Here is an 18,814-nt window from a genome sequence, read left to right as displayed (position 1 = left end):
CACAGCCGTGCGATGAACACAGCCCTGCCATGAACCCCACCCTCGACACTGTGCACGGAGCCCAAGATGACCTGTGCTGAACTACTCATTCGCCTACTGCGCGATCGCTATGGCGTCGATACGCTTTTCGGTATTCCCGGTGTGCATACCGTGGAGCTCTACCGTGGCCTCCAGGAGAGCGGCGTTCGCCATGTCACCCCTCGCCACGAGCAGGGCGCCGGCTTCATGGCCGATGGCTACGCCCGCGCGACGGGCAGGCCCGGCGTATGCCTGATCATCACCGGCCCCGGCATGACCAATATCGCCACCGCGATGGGCCAGGCGCTGGCCGACTCGGTCCCCATGCTGGTGATCTCCAGCGTCAACCGCCGGGATACCCTTGGCCGTGGCCAGGGCCGGCTGCACGAGCTGGAGAGTCAGCAGCGGCTGGTGGCCGGTGTGGCACGCTTCAGCCATACCCTGCTCGACCCCGCCGGCTTGCCGGAGACGCTGGCCCGAGCCTTCGCCGTGTTCCAGGGCCAGCGTCCCGGCCCGGTGCATATCGAGATCCCCATCGACCTCTTCGACGCTCACGTGACCCCGCCCGGGGAGTGGTCCGCGCCGATGATCCACCCAGCCTCCCCCGACCCTACCGGTATTGCCCAGGCGGCCCAGTGGCTGCATCACGCCGAACGCCCTCTGGTGCTGCTCGGCGGCGGCTGCGTCAACGCCCCCGATACCGCCAGAGAACTGGTCACGCGCCTCGACGCCCCCACGGCCACCACCATCAATGCCAAGGGCCTGCTCGGCGAGGCGCACCCTCTCGACCTGGGTGCCAACACGGGTCTGGCAGCGGTACGCCGGCTGGCAAGCGAAGCCGATGTGATTCTGGCCATCGGCACCGAACTCGGCGAGACCGACTACGACGTGGTCTTCGATGACGGCTTCGAGCTGACCGGCCGGCTCATTCGCATCGACCTGGATGCCCAGCAACTGGTGCGCAACCAAGCCTTGTCGCTTGGACTGATCAGCGATGCGGCCCAAGCCCTGACGCGGCTGCTGGAACATTTCCCGGTTCCACTCGACAAGCAGGGCGCGGCGCGCACCAGCATGACACGCGACGCGCTGAACCTTGCCCATGACCCCGCGCTCTCGCCTTTCGTCCCGTTGTGCGACACCTTGCGCCATGCACTGCCCAATGCCATCTGGGTGGGTGACTCCACCGCCCCGGTCTATGCGGCAAACCACTTGCTGTCGCTGCCGGCGCCCCGGCACTTCTTCAATGCCTCCACCGGCTACGGAACCCTGGGATACGGCCTGCCCGCGGCGCTGGGCGCGCAGCTTGGACAACCGGCGCTGCCGGTCATCGCGCTGGTCGGGGATGGCGGCGTCATGTTCACCCTGTCGGAGCTTGCCACCGCCGTGGAAGCACAGCTGCCCGTGGTGATTCTGCTGTGGCATAACAAGGGGTATGAGGAGATTCGTCGCTACATGGATGAACACGGCGTCGAGCCCCTGGGCGTCGACATTCGGGCTCCCGATTTCATCACCGTCGCCAAGGGATTTGGCTGCTTGGCCACCCGTGTCGATTCGCCACCCGAGCTTGCCGAGGCGCTCGCCAGCCGGCCAGGCGATGGGCCCTTTCTCATAGAAGTCGATGCCGGCGCCTGGATGGCCTGGTGCCAGGGCAATGCATCCACTATCGAGGAGCCGGCATGAGCCCCCACGAGCACCAGTTCATCGACAATGAGTGGGTCGCCTCGGCCAGCCATCAGCGGCTTCCGGTCATCAACCCCTACACGGAAGCGCTCATCACCGAAGTGACGACCGGTCATCCCGACGACGTGGATAACGCCGTGGGCGCTGCCCAGCGTGCCCTTCCCGCCTGGCAGGGGCTCTCCGGCGCCGAGCGCGGAAAGTACCTGGAGGGGTTCGCCGAGGCACTGTCACGCCGGCGAGACGAACTGGCCCGGCTTTCGTCGATCAACAACGGAAAAGTGCTGGCGGAAGCGCACATCGATCTGGACGACGCCATCGCCTGTTATCGTTACTACGCCAATCAGGCAAGGGCACTGGATCGGCGTCAGGGGGAGCGGGTCAAGCTCGACATGGAAGGTGTCGAAGCGCGCTGCTATCACGACCCGGTCGGTGTGGTCGGGTTGATCACCCCCTGGAATTTTCCCCTGGTGACCAGTGCGTGGAAGCTCGCCCCGGCACTCGCCGCCGGCTGCACGGTGGTACTCAAGCCCTCGGAAGTGACGCCATTGCCGGAACGCGCGTTGGCCGAGATCGCCCTGGAGATCGACCTGCCCGCCGGCGTACTGAATGTCCTGTTCGGGGACGGTCAAGGCATCGGTGCGCCACTCGCCGCCCATTTCGACATCGACAAGATCTCGTTCACCGGCAGCAACCGGGTAGGCGAAGCCGTGATGCATGCCGCAGCCGATCGAACCGCCGGGGTATCGCTGGAGCTCGGAGGCAAGTCACCGATCATCGTCATGGAGGATGCCGATCCTGAACGGGCGGCCGACTGGGTCATGGCCGGCATTTATCTCAATGCCGGCCAGATCTGCTCGGCGACGTCACGTCTACTGGTTCACAAGGACGTGGCGGAGCCGCTCTACGCGGCCCTCGCCCATCGCATCGATGCCCTCGTATTGGGTGATCCGCTGGTGGAGGACACTGACATGGGCCCCCTGACCAGCGCACGACAGCGCGACTCGGTTCGTGGCTACCTGGCCCTCGCCGAACAGGAAGGTCTCGTGGCGGTGCGCGACGCGCGTCACCGCACCCTACCCCGCCACGGCTACTTTCTCGCCCCGACCCTGTATCGCGATGTGCCGACCACCAGCCGCTTATGGCAGGAGGAGATCTTCGGCCCCGTGCTCTGCGCACGCGGTATCGATGACGAAGCCGAAGCGATCAGGCTCGCCAACGACAGCGAGTTTGGGCTGGCGGCCACGGTGGTCAGTGGCGATCCGCAGCGCGCGCGACGAATCGCCCGCAGGCTCAGGGCAGGCAGCATCTGGGTCAACAGCGAACAACTGGTACTGCCCCAGACCGGCTGGGGCGGATTCAAGCGCAGCGGGATCGGACGGGAGCTGGGGCCGTGGGGGCTGGCGGCCTTCCTTGCGGTCAAGCACCTGGTGGGCACGGCCGATGAAGGATAATCCGTTGTGGCACGCGTTCAGCCAAAGCGCCTCAGGAACCGTCGATGTTCGTCCAGGGCATGCTCGATTGCCACGGCCTTGAGCGTCACCACCTGCCCGGGCATGCACTGGGCAAGCCGCGAGGCGGCAAGTGGGGTGAGGTTACCCAGGCGCGGATAGCCACCGATGGTCTGGCGGTCGTTGAGCAGTGCGATGGGCTGGCCATCGGGTGGCACCTGAATGGCACCCAGCGAGATCCCCTCCGAAATCAACGACTCGATCCGGCAGCGCAGCGTGGGGCCGGTCAGGCGAATCCCCATGCGGTCGGCACGGTCATCCACCCGCCATTCACTGTTGAAGGCGACATACAGGCTGCGACCGGTAAAAGCCCCGACCTGGGCGCCGGGCAGCAACGCCAGCTGGGCGGTGGCACGGTAATCCGGCCGTTCGTTATCCGGCGCCTCGCGCGTCTCGCGGCCTGAACCCGACGTCTTCCACACAGGCAGGCTATCGCCTTCCGCCAGCCGGCTGCCTCGGCCATCGAAACCGCCAAGCCCTTCCCTGGCCACACAGGCCACGCTGCCCAGCACCGGCTCGGCGGCAAAGCCGCCGGCCACCGCCAGGTAGGCGCGCAGGCCATTGGCGGGCGAGCCGAACGCCAGGCGCTGGCCCTTGCGCACGCTGGCGGTTCGCCACAATGGCAGTGGGGAATCATCCAGTGTGGCGGAAAGGTCGGCGCCAGCCACCGCCACCGTGAGGTCCTGTTCGGCAACCAGCTGCAGGCCACCGAAGGTGATTTCAAGCGCCGCTGCCCCCCAGGCATTACCGACCAGCTGGTTGGCCCAGGCCCAGGCATGCAGGTCCACCGGCCCACCCTGGGTCACCCCCAACTGGCGGACCCCGAAACGCCCCGCATCCTGCAGCAAGGCTAGTGGCCCCGCTCGCTTGACGAAAAACCCGCTACGTTTCTCGGCCATCATGACGCCCCCTCACTCACTGCTGGGGTCGTATCACCACCCTGCTGTTCGAATTCCGCCTTGTCGACGGGCACGAAACGCACACGATCCCCTACCCGCAGCAGGCTGAACCCCTCGCGATCCCGATCGAACAAGCGGGCGGAGGTACGCCCCACCAGATTCCAGCCGCCTGGCGTCACCACGGGATACGCCGCTGTCTGCCGGCCGGCGAGCGCCACGCTGCCCGCCGGCACCTTGCGGCGTGGCGTTTCCAGGCGCGGGCACTCCAGGCGTTCATCGAGCAGCCCCATGAAGCCGAAACCCGGCGCGAAGCCCAGCGCGAACACGCGATATTCGCGATTGGCGTGGGCCTCGATCACCGCCTCGACCGAAAGGCTCGAACGCTCGGCGACTCGCGAGAGATCTGGCCCTACGCTTGGGTCGTACCAGGTCGGCAATTCGCGAAGCATGCCCTCGGCGGCGGCTTCGTCGGGCGTAAGCCCGGCCAGTAGTTCGATGAGCCGCTGGCGTACCTCACCGGGGGTCAGCCGAAGCGGGTCGAATACCACCAGCAGGGTCGTGTAGGACGGCACCAGATCGACCAGCGCGCTGCCAAGGGCCTGCTCGCACTGCTTGGCAAGGGCGGTCAACCACACCAGATTGCGCTCCTCGATGGAATCGAACAGGCGGACCATCCAGGCATCCAGGCCGGCGGGTTCCAGCCGGGGTTGGGGACAATCACTCATGGCGTCTTCTCCAAAGCCTTCATGCCTCGCCTAAAAGATATTCGACCGCTCGTACTGCTTCGGCCAGGCGACATTCTCCGCCTTGAGCGTGGCGGCGGCGCGCAGCGGCCAGGCAGGGTCGGCCAGCAATGCGCGCCCCAGCACCACCAGGTCAGCCTGGCCGTTGGCGATCACCGATTCGGCCAGGTCGGGGCTGTGTATCAGCCCCACCGCGCCGGTGGCCATGCCGGTACCCTGGCGAACCGCCTGGGCAAGCGGGATCTGGTAGCCGGGGTGGATCGGAATCTGCTGCCGCGGGTCGTTGCCGCCAGATGAGCAGTCGATCAGGTCCACCTGCCCCTGGGTATGCAGCAGGCCCGCCAGACGCACCGTGTCGTCGAGTGTCCAACCGCCTTCCACCCAGTCGGTACAAGAGAGCCGTACAAACAGCGGCAGATCGTCCGGCCACTCTTCCCGTACCACCGCAATCGATTCAAGCAGGAAGCGAATCCGGTTTTCAAACGTACCGCCGTACTCGTCCGCGCGATGGTTGCTCAGTGGGGAGAGAAATTGATGAATCAGGTAGCCATGGGCACCATGCAGTTCCAGGGCCTTGAACCCCGCTTCCCGGGCGCGACGGGTACTGGCCTTGAGGCTTGCCATCGATTCGTCGATTTGTGACGTCGACATGGCTGCCGGCACACCCCATTTGCTGGCATACGGCAAGGCGGAAGCCGATACCAGATCATCCCAGCCACCCTCACTCGGGCTCAGCGGATGCGAGCCCTCCCAGGGGCGCCCCACCGATGCCTTGCGGCCAGCGTGCCCGAGCTGGATGCCCGGCACCGCGCCCTGGGCCTCGACGAAAGCCGCGATACGCGCGAGTCGGTCACGCTGCTCGTCGTTCCACAATCCCAGGCAATGCGGCGTAATTCGTCCACGTGGCTCGATGTGTACCGCTTCGGTGAACACCAGGCCGGCTCCACCGGCGGCTCGTGCGCCGAGATGCACGAAGTGCCAGTCGTTGGAGAGCCCATCCTGACCCGAATACTGGCACATCGGCGACATCATGATGCGATTGCGTGCCGTGACCGAGCGAAACGTCACCGGGCGAAACATGTGAGGGTTAGGGTCACGGCGCAGGATACGGCGGGCATTTTCACCACCCGATCGCGAATCGATGACGGCGTCCTTCGACGGCGCGCCCTGCTCGTCAAGAGAAGTACTGGTCATGAAACCACCTTCCATTGTTATAGATACGACTTTTGTAAGTTCAAGTTTTATAAGTTCAAGCGAGGATTATCGACCTTGGGACTGCCGCGCCAGCATCCGCCGAACCCGCCATTGACTGCGCAAGAACAACAGCGCGCTCACCCCCACCGAAGCCCCAAGCGACAGCAGGAAAGTGACCAGGGGTGGCGTGATACTGGCAAACGTGGCGGTGACCACACCAAACGCCACCAGGCTTAGCATGCCCTGCTGCGCCGCGCTGACGGTGGCGCGTGCCACATCGGCACCGTAGCGCTGGTGGAGGGTCCAGCCGATGGTGAACAGACCAACCGGAAAGCCCACCAGCATGCCCGAAAGCAGGGGTCCGGAGCGGGCCGCAAGGGTGGTCGCCACGCTGACCAGCACACCCGCCAGCAGGCCACGCAGCAGCAGATCGAACCATCCCGAGGTCGCGACAACCACCGGCTGGTTCAGCTTGAGCGCCCGCTTGACGGCCTCGGCCACCAGCAGCACCACGCCATACATCAATACCGCCACCAAGACGCCACCCGGCATCAACGAAAACAGCAAGGCGGCCGGAATCCAGCACAACGTGGCGAGCCCCAGGCTTGCCAGCGCCCCCATGCGGTGGGCACTGACCACGAAGCAGATACTGAACAGCAACGTGGCCACCAGCGCATGCAGTGTGGAGAGGGCCGCGCTCTCGATGAACGCCGCGGGGCGCTCCTGCAGCATGAAGAAGTACCCAGGCCCAAGCACGATCGGGGTGCCGGCGATGATGCCACCCAGACGCGGGCCCAATTTGCCCACCGCGACTGACACGCCGATCACCACCACGGCAGTAGCGACCAGCTTGACCAGCAGGACCGTCAGCAAGGTTTACACTCCCAAGGTTTACACGCCAGAGAGGGACATCAGGCAACGACCGGCAGCGTGGTCATGGCATAGCGGTGGGTCAGTTCAGCACCGCTGACCGGGTCCGACAGCACCATGCGGAACGCCTGCGCCGGGCGTACCCCACCGATCACCGGCAAGGTGCCGCAGAGCATGGCCTGGCCCGGCGCCAGTCGTGTCTCATCAAGGCCGAAGCGTTGCAGCAGGTCGGCCGGGTGCAACAGGTCCGTCACACCACCCTGCTGATAAAGCACCTCGTTGCCATCGATGGTGGCGTAGGACGTCATCTCGAGCTTGTCCCAGTGATCGATCACGCTATCCAGCCACCACACCTGACGGCCCACCGGTTTGGCGCACACCTGCTTGGAGTGCGCCACCGACCAGGCCTCGGCTTCACGGTCGGTGTGATCCGAGCCGATGCCCACCAAGGTGCCCTGGGGCGTACCGATCAACACTACCTCGACCTCGCCACTGGAGGCCGACCCCAAGACCTGGATGGTCTCGTCGCTGGTCAGCTGATTGGCTGCCACGCGATAGAACAGCGGCGTGCTGGAAGGCGGCGTTACGCCAATCGCCTTGAGCTCTTCGATATGCTCGTCGATCCCCGCCTGCTCACGGCCGGCCCAGCCCGCGATGATCAACTCCTTTATCTCGACCTCCACTGTCTCGCCGCTTTCTTTCGACTCGCCGCTTTCCATCAAATAAAACGTCGTCATGGTTTGACTCCTGTCGCTGTTCGTAACGTCGTGAATTGGATCATGTATTGCTCAGCCCAGCATGTTCGGCAGGAACATGGCCAACGACGGGAACAGAATCAGCAGGATCGCCATCAGGAACATGAACCCGACATAGGGCATCGCCCCCACCATCACGTCGTTGAATGAGCCACCCTCGCGCACCCCCTGAACCACATAGAGGTTGAGGCCGACAGGCGGGGTGATCAGGGCCATCTCGATCAGCAGGATCAGCAGAATGCCGAACCACACCGGATCGAACCCCATGCCAATGATGATCGGGGCCACGATCGGAATCGTGATGACCATCAACGACAGCGTCTCGATGAAGAAGCCGAGCACGATGTAAAGCGCAATCACCAGCATCAGCGTGGCATAGGGCCCGAGGCCTGCCGACTCAAGGAACACCGTCAGTTCACGGGTCACACCGGTGGAGGCAAGCACGAAATTGAGGAAATAGGAGGCGATGATGATCAGCATGATCATGCCCGTGGTACGCATGGTGCCATCCAGCGCCTCGACGATGATCGAAAGCGACAGCTTGCGCATGAACGCAGCGATCAGCATCGCCCCGATCACCCCAAGCGAAGCCGCTTCGGTCGGGGTCGCCAGGCCAGCATAGATCGACCCAACCACCACCCCGAACAGGATCAACACCGGCAGCAAATGCCTGAGGCCTGAAATCCGCTCCGACCAGCTGTGAGAACTGCTGGGGCCACCAAGACTCGGACGCCACATGCAGATCAACGCAGTGCCCGCCATGAACAACAGCGCCAACAGAAGCCCCGGCACCAGGCCAGCCGCGAACAGCTGAGGGATTGAGGTCTCGGTCAAAAAGCCATAGACGATCAGGTTGATCGAGGGAGGAATCATGATGCCCAGGGTGCCACCGGCGGCGATCGAGCCAGTGAAAAGCCTGGGATCGTAGTTCATCTCCTTGCCCTGTGGGAGTGCCACGGTGCCGATGGTGGCAGCGGTGGCAACGCTTGAGCCCGAGGTGGCCGAGAACAGGGTCGCGGTGCCGATATTGGCATGCAGCAGGCCACCCGGCAGCCAGGAGAGCCAGCTCTCCAGGGCCCGATAGGTACCCTTGGCGATGCCGGTTCGCACCAGGATTTCCCCCAGCAGGATGAACAGCGGAATCGCGATCAGAAGGAAGCTGTCAGACGCTGACCAGATGACATCGCCCATGGCGCGGGCCAGCGGAAATGGGGAAAAGAGTTCGTCGAGAAAAAGGCCGAGCACGATCAAGGTGGCTGCCACCGGGATGCTCAATACCAGCAGCACGAGCAGAACCAGCAATGCGGTGAGTATCATGAGGTAGCCTCGTGGTTTTCGTCGCTGATCTGCTCATCGAGGGTGGGACTGCCGGCGAGATTCTGGACGCCTGCGAAATCGCCCGACACAAGCCCCAGCAGCACGCGAAGCGACATCAGGCCGACGGCCAAGCTGAACCAGGCAAGCCCGATCACCCACAGGAATTGCGGGATCCACACCGGTGTCCCCAGCGGGGTATTGGCGCGGGCACCGCCGGTGAAGGAGTCTTTGGCGACCTCGAACGCGGCCCCCACCACCAGGATGCAGAACAGCGCCATGGCAAGCAGCGCGAGCAGGTCGAGCCAGGCACGTATGCGCATGGGAAAGTTGAGATACAGCGCATCGATGCGAATGTGGGCCTTGCGCACCAGCGTGAAGGCAAACGCCCAACTGGTGCTGATCGCCATCACATAGCCGGTCAACTCGGTGGCATGGACGGCGGAGCGCCCCATCAACTGGCGCGAGAACACCTCGATGGTCACCATCCCTACGGTCAGCAGGATCAACACGCCGCCTGCCCGCGCCATCCATAGCGAGCCCACCTGCACACCATCGAGCACACGGTCGAGAGCGGTATTCACCGATTGCAACATGTCACTCTCCAGGCGAGGCCGGGCAATGGTTCAGCCCGGCCGCCAATGGTTGGTAGAACACTGATCTGAGTAGAACTGTGTTTGGCCACACACGGTCCCGTTCGAACACGACCTGCTCGAACGGGACGCATCAGGGTGTGCTTACTTGGATGCGGTCAGGCCGGTCACGCTGCCGATGGTCTCGTTCCAGCGATCCACCCACTCCTGATCCACGCGCTCGGCCCAGTTGGGCAGCAAGGTCTCTTCGAGGTGGCGGCTGGCATCGGTAAAGTCCTGGTCGGTGGCTTCCACCAGCACCATGTCGCCCGGCTCACCACGGGTACACTCGCCTTCACCGGTCAGGCAGGCAATGCCTTCACGGGTCTCCTCGACCGCGGACTCCCATACCGGATCCTCGTAGTTCTCCTTGATCTCGGCCATCAGCCACTCCTGGGTCTCGGCCGAAAGCGACTCCCACTTGCCACCGTTCATGGCGGTCACCACGTGATCCCAGCCACCCACCGGCAGCGGATACAGGTGGGTGGACACTTCATACCAGCCGGAGCTGTAGCCGGACAGTGAGCCGGTCACCGCACAATCGATGACCCCACGCTGAAGGGCACCGGGCACTTCGCTGAAGTTCAGGGTGATCCCTTCGGCGCCCAGTGCCTCGAGGAACTCCGCGGTGGTACGCCCGCTGGCACGCACTTTCTTGCCGGCAAGATCGCCCAGTCCGTCGATCTCGGCATTGCAGAAGACCATCTGCGAAGGATAGGGAACCACCGCCAGCAGCTTGGCGTTATCAAAACGCTCGGCAAAGGCATCGGCCAGCACCGGGCGGTAGGCCTCGGCCACCTCGCGTGCGGTCTCGACGTCAGGCGCGATCATCGGCATGTCCAGGCCTTCGAGCTCCGGCGCATCCTGCACGGCGTAGTCGGCCACCGTCGAGGTCACCTCGATCACGTCACGGCCCATCAGGCGATACACCTCGCCTCCGCCAAGGCCCATCTGGTCGAAGGTGGTGACATCGGTGGTGATATTGCCACCTGAAGCTTCGGGAATGTGCTCCCCCCAGAAGGGACGCTCGAAGTTCTGGAACAACGACAGGCTGCTCCAGCTGCCCACGTAGGCAATATTGGTCTCGTCGATGTCCTGGGCCAGGGCATGTGAGCCCACTACCGTCATGCCAATCGCGATGGCGGAAACCAGGGTTTTTCTTGTCGTCATCATGGATGCCTCTCTTTTTGTTGCCGGGGAGTGATTGTTGCCGGGAAATAGAAATGGAAAGTGTTTAGAAAAGGGCCAAGCCACTGTCAGGAATATCCGTGACCAGCATATGGCCCGGGCTGTGGGTGATGGCGAACTCGACGCCCGCGTCCATCAGCACCTGTTGCGGCGTCACGCCACAGGCCCAGAACACGGGAAGTTCATCATCCCCCACGGATACGGTGTCTCCGTAGTCGGGAGAGTGAATATCCGAAATACCGATCAGCGCGGGGTCCCCCAGATGAACCGGCGAGCCATGCACCTGCGGGAAACGGGTGGTGATCTGGATGGCACGGATGGCATCGGCGGCAAGGAAAGGCCGCATCGACACCACCAGGTTGCCGCCGAACCCACCGGCCGAGGAAAGGGGAATCGTGGTGTTGAACATCGGCACATTACGCTGCTCGTCGATGTGCCTGACCCGCAATCCCGCCTGAACGAGGGCATGCTCGAAGGTAAAGGAACACCCAAGCGCAAAGGTCACCAGGTCGTCGCGCCATTCATTGGCAACACTCTCGAGCGTGCCGCTCGTTTTACCGTGGCGATAGAGACGATAGGCCGGGACGTCCCGCGCGATATCGAGATCGGCACCCAATACCGAGCACTCACGTTGACCGGGCTCGCTTACCGCGATCAACGGGCAGGGCTTGGGGTTGGCCTGACAGAAACGCAGAAAGCCGTTGGCCTCGGCCTCGGGGAGGATGACCAGGTTGACCTGCACGAAGCCGCTGGCAAGCCCCGACGTCGGCCCCGTCAACTCACCCTTTCTGGCCGCCAGGCGTACCGCTCGCGGTGAAGATCGGGCATCCAGTGGAGTGTCTGACGTCATCGTTCTGCCTCGGTGAAGAGATACATACAGTTAAGGCAGAAACACTGATTTATACAAATCGAAAATTAATATCACTTTTGATCCAAAAAATGGATCAGCTGGTGATCTCAGCACCCTTCGCGACCCTGCTCGACCGTCGTGAACGCCAACTCCGCCACGGCCTGCACCACGTTGCTGCCGGGGCCTGACCCATAAGCGGCCGAGAACGCCAGATCAGGAATCGACGCAGACACCTGGAATTCGCGCAATACGCCTGTATCAAGCGCTTGCTTTACGATCTCGCGGGGCAACGCACTGACCCCGATGCCATCCACGGTCATGCGAATGATCGTGGATAACGAAGAACTGGAATGGATCCGCGTGGAGTGATTCATTGGATCGACGAGAGATCGGATGTTGTTGTAGGGCTCGCTGCGTCTCGGATAGGTGATGATCGGCCATTTAGCCAGCTCGGCAAGCGATATGGGCGCATCGGGAATCGCCAGGGAAGGGCTTGCCACCCACACCAGCGAATATCGGCACAGGTCCTTGTTGATGATGCCCGGCTGAGTGATCTTGCCCATCAAGAAGGCGATATCGATGTCGTGATTGATCACTTTATCGGCGAGATTCACCGAGATATCGACATCCAGTTCGAGGTTGATGGCGGGATAGGCGTCACTGACTCTTTCGATGAGTTTCGGCAACCACGTATGGGCGATGGTCTCCGAAACACCGAGGCGAATGGTGCCATGTATGGAGGCGGGCTGAGCCACGACCTGCAGCATTTCGCCATGCAATACCAGGATCTTCTCGGCATAGGTCAGAAGCTCCCGGCCCTTGGCGGTCAGCGTCACCTTCCGGCCCACCCGGTCGAAAAGCTCGACCCCCAACTGATCCTCGAGGCCCGAAATTCGCGCGGAGATCGATGGCTGCGAGGCGTAGAGACGTTTCGCCGCCGCTCTGAAGCTACCCAGCCGGGAGATCCACACGAACGTCTCCAGCGTACGGATATTCATGATGCAACCCACCCCACAAGACACGTCGTGTCATGGTACCACCGGCTGGTCACCCGCGGGCGATCCAGCCGAGTAGCCCATCATCAGGCAGGCGGCATGCCAAGAATCTCCAGTCCGTTACCGAGCTCGTTCTCGATGGCCTGCCCCACCGCCAGCAGGCGGGCATCTTGCCAGGGGCCCGACAGCACCTGTAGCCCTACCGGCATTCCCGCCGCGTCCTTGCCCACCGGAAGGGTCAGCCCACACAGCCCCAGGAAGTTGGCGATCACCGTGTTACGCAACGCATGCATGTTGGCCTTGGGATAGGCGCCCTCTGGTACAAGGCTCTCGAGCGTGGGCGGGGTCAGGGCGACCGTGGGTGTCAGCACCGCATCCACATCAGCCATCCTGTCCGCCGCCTCGCGATACAGCGATTCGATCAAGGAGCGGCGCCGCACGTACTCCCACGCCGGCATGTCGTCGGCGGCGGCGACACGCGCGGCGACATTGGGGTCCAGGTTCGGGATCGACTCGGGCAGGGACGTCCTGAGGAAGGCGGCCAGTTCCGCCGCCGCCAGGCCCCCTTGCTGGAAGAGTGCAAAGGCATCGTCGGTACCTGGCAGCTCCAGAGGCACCAGGCGAGCCCCTGCCGACTCCAGGCGCTGGATCGCATCGCGCACCGTCTCGGCAATGCCTGGGCTACAGTCATCCCAGAAGAAGTGCTCGGGAACGCCGAAGGTCAGGTCGGCGAGCGCTGGCCTTGCGGGCACACGTTGCCGTGACACACTCAGCGAGTCATCCAGGGCATCGAAGGCGAACGCCAGATCATCCACGCGGCGCGCCAGCAGCCCAGGGGTATCCAAAGTGCTGGAGAGCGGCACGATCTGCTCAGTGGACCAGCGTCCGGCGGTGGTCTTGAGCCCCGCCACCCCGGTCATGGAGGCAGGAACACGCACCGAACCGGCGGTATCCGTCCCCAGTGCCAGGCTCGCCGTGCCTCCCACCAACGACACGCCGGCACCAGAGCTGGAGCCACCCGGCGTACGGTGGTTCACCGCATCCCATGGGTTGCGAGGCGCCCCCCAGTGAGCGTTGGTACCAAGCCCCCCGAAGGCGAACTCCACGGAATGCGTCTTGCCCATCACGCTGGGGCACTGTGCCAACAGCGCACTGATCATCGGCCCTGGGCGCTCCCAATCGGCAGGCAAGCGTGTCGACGAACCCGCATAGGTCGGCAGACCCGGGACCGCATAGATGTCCTTGATCGATATCGCCATGCCCATCAGTGCACCGGCATCGCCTCCTTGTGCCAGCAGGGCATCGGTGGCGGCGGCGAAGGCCCGAGCCGGCTCGCCGTTCCAGGTCAGGTAGGCATGATCGCGCTTGCCACGTGTTCGATAGGCCTCAAGTGAGGCGTCGACCAGCGCGGTGGCGGTGAGCTTGCCGTCGCGCAGCTCGGCGTACTGCTTGCGCAGCGGGCGCGTCAGAGGTGAGTCAGTCATGGCATGGCTCCTGGGTCAATCACGGATCTCGAAGATCGATTCGACTTCGACGGCTGCGTTACCGGGTAGAGTGGCGACGCCGATAGCCGTACGGGCATGGCGTCCGTTCTCGCCGAACAGCGCGATAAACAGCTCCGAGGCGCCATTGATCACCAACGGCACGTCATGGAACCCGGGCGCCACGTTGACGAATCCATTCATGCGCACGCAACGCACGACCCGGCTCATGTCACCCCCTACCGCATCGCTGAGCGATGCCAGCAGGTTGAGCGCACAGGCCTGTGCCGCCAACTTGCCGGTCTCGAGATCGAACTCGCCCCCCACCTTGCCCGGGAAGAGAACCTCGCCGCCTCGCTCGCAGATCTGGCCGGCCAGAAACAACTGGTTGCCCAGCCGGGACCAGGGAAGGAAGGCGCCACGGGGGCGGGGGATGGCGGGGAGGCTCAGGCCCTGTGAGGCCACGGCAACTTCAATGGTCTGTGTCATGGAAATCGATCCTTGTCATCAGCAGTTGTTCGACGGCGTGTGCCAGAGCTCGGACCGCCACCTCGGCATCCGCTCGCTCCACGTGCTCGTCGGGGTGGTGACTGATGCCAGCTCGGCACGGGGTGAAGAGCATGGCCGTGGGGCACACATGCGCGATATGGATAGCATCATGAAAGGCACCTGACACCAGCGTCGGGGCAGAGGGGGCATACTGGCGAACACTCTGTTCGACCACCTCCAGCAGCGCATTGTCGAAGGCCACGGGGGCAACCTGCGACGTCACCTTGAGACTCACCTCGCAGCCCTCCCATTGCCGCTCTGCCAGGGCCAGAAACTCGCTGTCCAAGGCATCCAGCATCGCCTGGTCGGGGTGGCGCATGTCGATGGTGAAGCGTGCCCGTTCAGCGATGGTATTGACCGAATCCGGGGCCAACGAGAATTTGCCGATGGTGAAGCGCAGGTCGTCATCGCGACCCTCGGTCAGCTTCCTGAGCTCGCCGATAAACGCATGCGCGCCCAACATGGCGTCCCGCCTGGCGTCAGGTGGGGTGGTGCCGGCATGGTTGGCCTGCCCGGTCACCTCTACCTCGTACCAGTTCACACCCTGGATACCGTTGACCGCGCACACCGGCACGCCAAGCGATTCAAGCACCGGCCCTTGTTCGATGTGCAACTCGAGAAACGCATGGGGGACGAATGGCCGAGGGCACAAGGTCACATCACGTGCCTCCAGCAGGGCCAGGCACGCGTCCAGCGCCTCACCAAAGCCTGTCCCTTCGTCATCTCGGCCTGCACGTATCGTCTCGATATCCCGCCGACCGGCGAACCAGGATGACCCCGAGGTGCCTGGGGCGAAGCGCGCTCCCTCCTCGTTGGTCCATGACACCACGTCGATGGAACGCCGATGCTCGATTCCCTGCTCGTGCAGGGTACGCAACACCGCAAGACCCGCCAGCACGCCCAGCGCCCCATCGTGAATACCCGCCGCTGGCTGGCTGTCGAGGTGGCTGCCGATCAGCAGTGGAGCAAGGCTCGGGTCCTGCCCTTCGCGGCGCAGGAAAACATTGCCCAGGTCGTCATGATAGGCCTTGCACCCCAGCGCCCTGCCCTGCTCGACCAACCACAGCCTGGCGCGGTTGTCATGCTCGTCGAGTGTCAGCCGGCGAATCCCCTTTGGCGACAGCGCCCCGATCTGGGCCAGCGCCTCGACGTCGGCCCAGAAGCGGTCACCGTCCAGCAGAGTATCCAATGTAGAAAGTGTGCTCATGACACCTCCCTGTGAATCTCGGAATATCTCGATGTGAATGACGCCATGGCGATCCGCCTCAATAGATCAGTGATGGCAGCCACGTGCTGATCCACGGCACGTAGGTAATGATCACCAGCGCCAGCAGCATCAAGCCGATCAAGGGCAGGCATGCCTTGAACACTTCCGGCAACGACATCTTTGATATTGCCATGGCAACGAACAGGTTCAGGCCCACCGGCGGCGTGATCATGCCAACAGAGAAGTTGATCAGGGTGATCACACCGAAATGCACAGGGTCGACCCCCACCTGAAAGGCGATCGGCTGCAAAAGAGGCGATAGCACGATGATTGCCGAGGCACTGTCGAGGAAGAAGCCAGCAATGATCATCACCACGTTGAACAGAGCCATCACCTGGATCGGGTCATCGGTCAACGACAGCACCTGGCTTGCCAGCTGAGTAGGTGTGCCGGTGATCGCAAGCAACCATGAGAAGGCCGAAGCGCCCGCGGTGATCAATAGCAGCGTGGCCGACGTGAGGCCGGATGTACGCAGCGTATCGATCAATTCCGGCACGCGAATGGTGCGGTAGACCACCATGCCCACGAACAACCCGTAGACACACGCCACCGCCGCGGACTCGGTGGGGGTGAAAACCCCGCTATAGATGCCCCCCAGGAGGATGAACGGCAGACCAAGCCCCCAGGCGGCAGACTTGAAGGCGGCGACTATCTCGCGAAGCGTGGGAAACGGGGCGCGTGCATATCCCTTTAGGGAAGCAAAGACGATGCAATAGGCAATCAGGATCGACGCGATCAGGATGGCAGGCAGCAGCCCTGCGGCGAACAACCGGCCTACCGATGTACCGGTCACCGAACCGTAGATGATCAACGCGATGCTCGGCGGCACGATCGGCCCGAGGGTACCCGCCGTGGCGATCAGCCCGATGGCGAAGTGCTTGCTGTAACCGGCCGCCACCAGCGCGGGAAACATGATCGAGCCGATTGCCACCACGGTTGCCGGACTCGAGCCGGAGATGGAGCCAAAAAACAGGCAAGACAGCACAGTAGCCGCCGCAAGCCCTCCCGGCACCCACCCCACCAACGCCTTGGCCAGGTCGATCAGGCGGTCCGACAGCCCACCGATACGCATCAATTCGGCCGCCAGTATGAAGAACGGTATGGCCATCAACGAGAAGTTGTTGATGCCGGTGAACATGCGCATCGGCACGATCACACCACTGGTGGAGCCAAAAAACTCGATGGCCAGAAAAACGGCAAATGCCAGCGCCGCGAAGATCGGCAAACCCAGCAGTAACACCGCAAAGAAAATTGGCAGAAGAGCCGTAATCATGGGTATCTCCAGTCGTTATATGAGCTTGTCTGCTCCGGAGGCGATCTCTTCGGCATGGCTGACTGGTGGCTTCACCCAGGCTTCATGGATGACCCACAAATAGCGGAGGATCAACAATACGCCAGAAAGGCCAATGGGCAGGTAGAACCAGGCCATGGGCAGCCGCAATGCAGCGGTTAGCTGGCCGCGATCCAGCGTACTGAAGAACAATTGGAAGCCGAAAAAGACCATGAACCCGGCAAAGGCGATTCCCAGTACCGCCGCGACAATATGCAGCCAGCGATTCACTGAAGGGGAAGCGATGGCGTTCAGCACATCAACCGAGATATGCGCACCATGCCTGACCCCCATGCTGGCCCCGACGAAACTCATGCAGATGATGGAGTAGATGACGACTTCCTCTGCCCAGAACAGCGAGCTGTTGAAGCCGTAGCGATAAACGACCTGGATGGAGGTGATGATGGTCGCGATCGACATGCACGCGACCATCGCCACACTCTCCAGGCGATCAATGAAGCGATTGAGCGCCTTGAACATGGGGAAAGATTCCTCAGTACTCGATGCCGATCTCGTCGTATACCTTGTGCAGCAGCTCGGTGGTCACCACGCTTTCGTACTCCTGGTGAACCGGCATGCTGGCTTCAATGAAGGCTTCACGAGCTTCCGGGGTGATCTCATTGATGGCGATCTCGCCCTCGATTGCCTCGAGAATGTCCTTCTCGTCCTCGATGGTCATTTGACGCGAGGCATCACGGCCGTTGTCGAAGGCTTCCAGCATGATTTCCTGCAGATCCTCCGGCAGCGAGTCCCAGGAATCCTGATTGATGACCGCCGCGTAGGCGTGATAGGCGTGGCTGGTCAGCGAGAGGTAATCCTGCACCTCGTGGAAGCGCATGGTATAGATATTGGCCAGCGGGTTTTCCTGGCCTGAAACCACGCCTTGCTGCAGCCCGTTGTAGACCTCGGTGAAGGCCATGGCGGTCGCATTGGCGCCCAGGTTCTCGTAGGTGGAAATAATGATCGGTGCCTGCATGGTGCGCATGCGGATGGCTTCGAGATCCTCGGGGCTTTCGATCGGGCGGTCATTGTTGGTGATGTGACGGAAGCCCGCGCCCCAGAAGTTCACACCAAACATGTTGTCGTCGTTCAGGGTGTCGAGGATCTCACGCCCCACCTCGCCGTCCAGCACCTCGACCATGGTGTCGTAGTCGGCGATCAAGAACGGCAGGTCGAGAATCTGCATGCGTGGCTCGAAGTTGCCAAGCGTCGCGGTCGGCGGAATGCCGATATCCACCAGGCCCATCTGAATCTGCTCGATGATCTCGACGTCACCGCCTACCTGGGCCGCGGGCAACACGTTGATCTCGATCCGCCCATCGGATTTCTCCTCGACTTCTTCCTTGAAGCGCAGGGCCGCCTTGCCGTTGGGAGTATCCTCGATCAGTACGTGGGCGAAGCTGAAGGTGAAGTCGGCGGCCTGCGCCTGGGCCATGCCCAGAGACGCTGCGGCAACCGCGGTGGCAAGAGTCAGTTTTGTGATTGTGTTTTTCATTTCAATACCTTGTCGTTGTGTGAGTAGAGCATGTATCACGTGAATC

The 18,814-nt window shown here is 62.9% G+C and carries 18 protein-coding genes; 2 read left to right on the top strand and 16 right to left on the bottom strand.

Features of this window, described 5'->3' with window-relative positions; genetic code table 11:
* Positions 1 to 66 precede the first annotated feature (66 nt).
* Both C6V82_RS02145 and C6V82_RS02140 read left to right on the top strand, forming a co-directional pair.
* Positions 67 to 1,698: a 5-guanidino-2-oxopentanoate decarboxylase gene (locus C6V82_RS02145; RefSeq protein ID WP_102589245.1), complete on the top strand. Its 1,632-nt coding sequence runs from the start codon at positions 67 to 69 to the stop codon at positions 1,696 to 1,698.
* Positions 1,695 to 3,149: an aldehyde dehydrogenase family protein gene (locus tag C6V82_RS02140; protein ID WP_102589244.1), complete on the top strand. Its 1,455-nt coding sequence runs from the start codon at positions 1,695 to 1,697 to the stop codon at positions 3,147 to 3,149. Before C6V82_RS02145 ends, C6V82_RS02140 begins: the two co-directional genes overlap by 4 nt.
* Positions 3,150 to 3,166: 17 nt before the next feature.
* Here C6V82_RS02140 and C6V82_RS02135 read toward each other — a convergent pair whose 3' ends face one another.
* The 16 genes from C6V82_RS02135 to C6V82_RS02060 all read right to left on the bottom strand — a co-directional run bounded on the left by C6V82_RS02135 (position 3,167) and on the right by C6V82_RS02060 (position 18,768).
* The gene (locus C6V82_RS02135) at positions 3,167 to 4,105 is read right to left on the bottom strand and encodes a 5-oxoprolinase subunit C family protein (RefSeq protein WP_102589700.1); all 939 of its coding nucleotides are present in this window, start codon (positions 4,103 to 4,105) and stop codon (positions 3,167 to 3,169) included.
* Positions 4,105 to 4,830 carry a 5-oxoprolinase subunit PxpB gene (gene pxpB, locus C6V82_RS02130; RefSeq protein ID WP_102589243.1) on the bottom strand — a complete coding sequence of 242 codons (726 nt, stop codon included), beginning with the start codon at positions 4,828 to 4,830 and terminating at the stop codon, positions 4,105 to 4,107. Before pxpB ends, C6V82_RS02135 begins: the two co-directional genes overlap by 1 nt.
* Before the next feature lie 30 nt (positions 4,831 to 4,860).
* Entirely contained in the window at positions 4,861 to 6,042 is a 1,182-nt protein-coding gene (locus C6V82_RS02125; protein WP_102589242.1) for an NADH:flavin oxidoreductase/NADH oxidase, read from the bottom strand.
* Between the two features lie 66 nt (positions 6,043 to 6,108).
* Positions 6,109 to 6,915: a hypothetical protein gene (locus C6V82_RS02120; protein ID WP_102589241.1), complete on the bottom strand. Its 807-nt coding sequence runs from the start codon at positions 6,913 to 6,915 to the stop codon at positions 6,109 to 6,111.
* 38 nt (positions 6,916 to 6,953) lie between these two features.
* Complete coding sequence (locus tag C6V82_RS02115; protein ID WP_102589240.1) at positions 6,954 to 7,649, bottom strand: DUF2848 domain-containing protein; 696 nt, start codon at positions 7,647 to 7,649, stop codon at positions 6,954 to 6,956.
* Between the two features lie 51 nt (positions 7,650 to 7,700).
* Positions 7,701 to 8,984, bottom strand: a complete 1,284-nt coding sequence (locus C6V82_RS02110) for a TRAP transporter large permease (protein ID WP_102589239.1) — start codon at positions 8,982 to 8,984, stop codon at positions 7,701 to 7,703.
* Positions 8,981 to 9,577: a TRAP transporter small permease subunit gene (locus tag C6V82_RS02105; protein ID WP_102589238.1), complete on the bottom strand. Its 597-nt coding sequence runs from the start codon at positions 9,575 to 9,577 to the stop codon at positions 8,981 to 8,983. The genes C6V82_RS02110 and C6V82_RS02105 overlap by 4 nt, the downstream gene beginning before the upstream one ends.
* A gap of 141 nt (positions 9,578 to 9,718) precedes the next feature.
* Complete coding sequence (locus C6V82_RS02100; RefSeq protein WP_102589237.1) at positions 9,719 to 10,786, bottom strand: TRAP transporter substrate-binding protein; 1,068 nt, start codon at positions 10,784 to 10,786, stop codon at positions 9,719 to 9,721.
* 61 nt (positions 10,787 to 10,847) lie between these two features.
* Positions 10,848 to 11,651 (bottom strand): putative hydro-lyase, encoded by an 804-nt coding sequence (locus C6V82_RS02095; RefSeq protein ID WP_102589236.1) that lies wholly within the window; start codon positions 11,649 to 11,651, stop codon positions 10,848 to 10,850.
* A gap of 107 nt (positions 11,652 to 11,758) precedes the next feature.
* On the bottom strand, positions 11,759 to 12,649 hold the full coding sequence (locus C6V82_RS02090; RefSeq protein ID WP_102589235.1) for a LysR family transcriptional regulator: 891 nt from the start codon (positions 12,647 to 12,649) through the stop codon (positions 11,759 to 11,761).
* Positions 12,650 to 12,732: 83 nt separating this feature from the next.
* On the bottom strand, positions 12,733 to 14,130 hold the full coding sequence (locus tag C6V82_RS02085; RefSeq protein WP_102589234.1) for an amidase: 1,398 nt from the start codon (positions 14,128 to 14,130) through the stop codon (positions 12,733 to 12,735).
* Positions 14,131 to 14,145: 15 nt separating this feature from the next.
* Positions 14,146 to 14,616 carry a RidA family protein gene (locus C6V82_RS02080; RefSeq protein WP_102589233.1) on the bottom strand — a complete coding sequence of 157 codons (471 nt, stop codon included), beginning with the start codon at positions 14,614 to 14,616 and terminating at the stop codon, positions 14,146 to 14,148.
* Positions 14,600 to 15,883, bottom strand: a complete 1,284-nt coding sequence (locus tag C6V82_RS02075) for a M20 family metallo-hydrolase (protein ID WP_102589232.1) — start codon at positions 15,881 to 15,883, stop codon at positions 14,600 to 14,602. The genes C6V82_RS02080 and C6V82_RS02075 overlap by 17 nt, the downstream gene beginning before the upstream one ends.
* Before the next feature lie 58 nt (positions 15,884 to 15,941).
* The gene (locus C6V82_RS02070; protein ID WP_102589231.1) at positions 15,942 to 17,216 is read right to left on the bottom strand and encodes a TRAP transporter large permease; all 1,275 of its coding nucleotides are present in this window, start codon (positions 17,214 to 17,216) and stop codon (positions 15,942 to 15,944) included.
* Positions 17,217 to 17,231: 15 nt separating this feature from the next.
* On the bottom strand, positions 17,232 to 17,753 hold the full coding sequence (locus tag C6V82_RS02065; RefSeq protein WP_102589230.1) for a TRAP transporter small permease: 522 nt from the start codon (positions 17,751 to 17,753) through the stop codon (positions 17,232 to 17,234).
* Between the two features lie 13 nt (positions 17,754 to 17,766).
* Positions 17,767 to 18,768: a TRAP transporter substrate-binding protein gene (locus C6V82_RS02060; RefSeq protein ID WP_102589229.1), complete on the bottom strand. Its 1,002-nt coding sequence runs from the start codon at positions 18,766 to 18,768 to the stop codon at positions 17,767 to 17,769.
* Positions 18,769 to 18,814: the final 46 nt, after the last annotated feature.

The organism is Halomonas urumqiensis, assembly GCF_003028575.1.
GTDB classification, from domain to species: Bacteria; Pseudomonadota; Gammaproteobacteria; order Pseudomonadales; family Halomonadaceae; genus Halomonas; species Halomonas urumqiensis.
The sequence above is the reverse complement of the archived record's forward strand: the minus strand, read 5'-3'. Positions and strand labels throughout refer to the sequence as shown.

Excerpts from the sequence above, each read along its gene's own strand:
- C6V82_RS02145 (WP_102589245.1), top strand. The coding sequence starts at position 67 with ATGACCTGTGCTGAACTACTCATTCGCCTACTGCGCGATCGCTATGGC.
- C6V82_RS02140 (WP_102589244.1), top strand. The coding sequence starts at position 1,695 with ATGAGCCCCCACGAGCACCAGTTCATCGACAATGAGTGGGTCGCCTCG.
- C6V82_RS02135 (WP_102589700.1), bottom strand. The coding sequence starts at position 4,105 with ATGGCCGAGAAACGTAGCGGGTTTTTCGTCAAGCGAGCGGGGCCACTA.
- pxpB (WP_102589243.1), bottom strand. The coding sequence starts at position 4,830 with ATGAGTGATTGTCCCCAACCCCGGCTGGAACCCGCCGGCCTGGATGCC.
- C6V82_RS02125 (WP_102589242.1), bottom strand. The coding sequence starts at position 6,042 with ATGACCAGTACTTCTCTTGACGAGCAGGGCGCGCCGTCGAAGGACGCC.
- C6V82_RS02115 (WP_102589240.1), bottom strand. The coding sequence starts at position 7,649 with ATGACGACGTTTTATTTGATGGAAAGCGGCGAGTCGAAAGAAAGCGGC.
- C6V82_RS02110 (WP_102589239.1), bottom strand. The coding sequence starts at position 8,984 with ATGATACTCACCGCATTGCTGGTTCTGCTCGTGCTGCTGGTATTGAGC.
- C6V82_RS02105 (WP_102589238.1), bottom strand. The coding sequence starts at position 9,577 with ATGTTGCAATCGGTGAATACCGCTCTCGACCGTGTGCTCGATGGTGTG.
- C6V82_RS02100 (WP_102589237.1), bottom strand. The coding sequence starts at position 10,786 with ATGATGACGACAAGAAAAACCCTGGTTTCCGCCATCGCGATTGGCATG.
- C6V82_RS02095 (WP_102589236.1), bottom strand. The coding sequence starts at position 11,651 with ATGACGTCAGACACTCCACTGGATGCCCGATCTTCACCGCGAGCGGTA.
- C6V82_RS02090 (WP_102589235.1), bottom strand. The coding sequence starts at position 12,649 with ATGAATATCCGTACGCTGGAGACGTTCGTGTGGATCTCCCGGCTGGGT.
- C6V82_RS02085 (WP_102589234.1), bottom strand. The coding sequence starts at position 14,130 with ATGACTGACTCACCTCTGACGCGCCCGCTGCGCAAGCAGTACGCCGAG.
- C6V82_RS02080 (WP_102589233.1), bottom strand. The coding sequence starts at position 14,616 with ATGACACAGACCATTGAAGTTGCCGTGGCCTCACAGGGCCTGAGCCTC.
- C6V82_RS02075 (WP_102589232.1), bottom strand. The coding sequence starts at position 15,883 with ATGAGCACACTTTCTACATTGGATACTCTGCTGGACGGTGACCGCTTC.
- C6V82_RS02070 (WP_102589231.1), bottom strand. The coding sequence starts at position 17,216 with ATGATTACGGCTCTTCTGCCAATTTTCTTTGCGGTGTTACTGCTGGGT.
- C6V82_RS02065 (WP_102589230.1), bottom strand. The coding sequence starts at position 17,753 with ATGTTCAAGGCGCTCAATCGCTTCATTGATCGCCTGGAGAGTGTGGCG.
- C6V82_RS02060 (WP_102589229.1), bottom strand. The coding sequence starts at position 18,768 with ATGAAAAACACAATCACAAAACTGACTCTTGCCACCGCGGTTGCCGCA.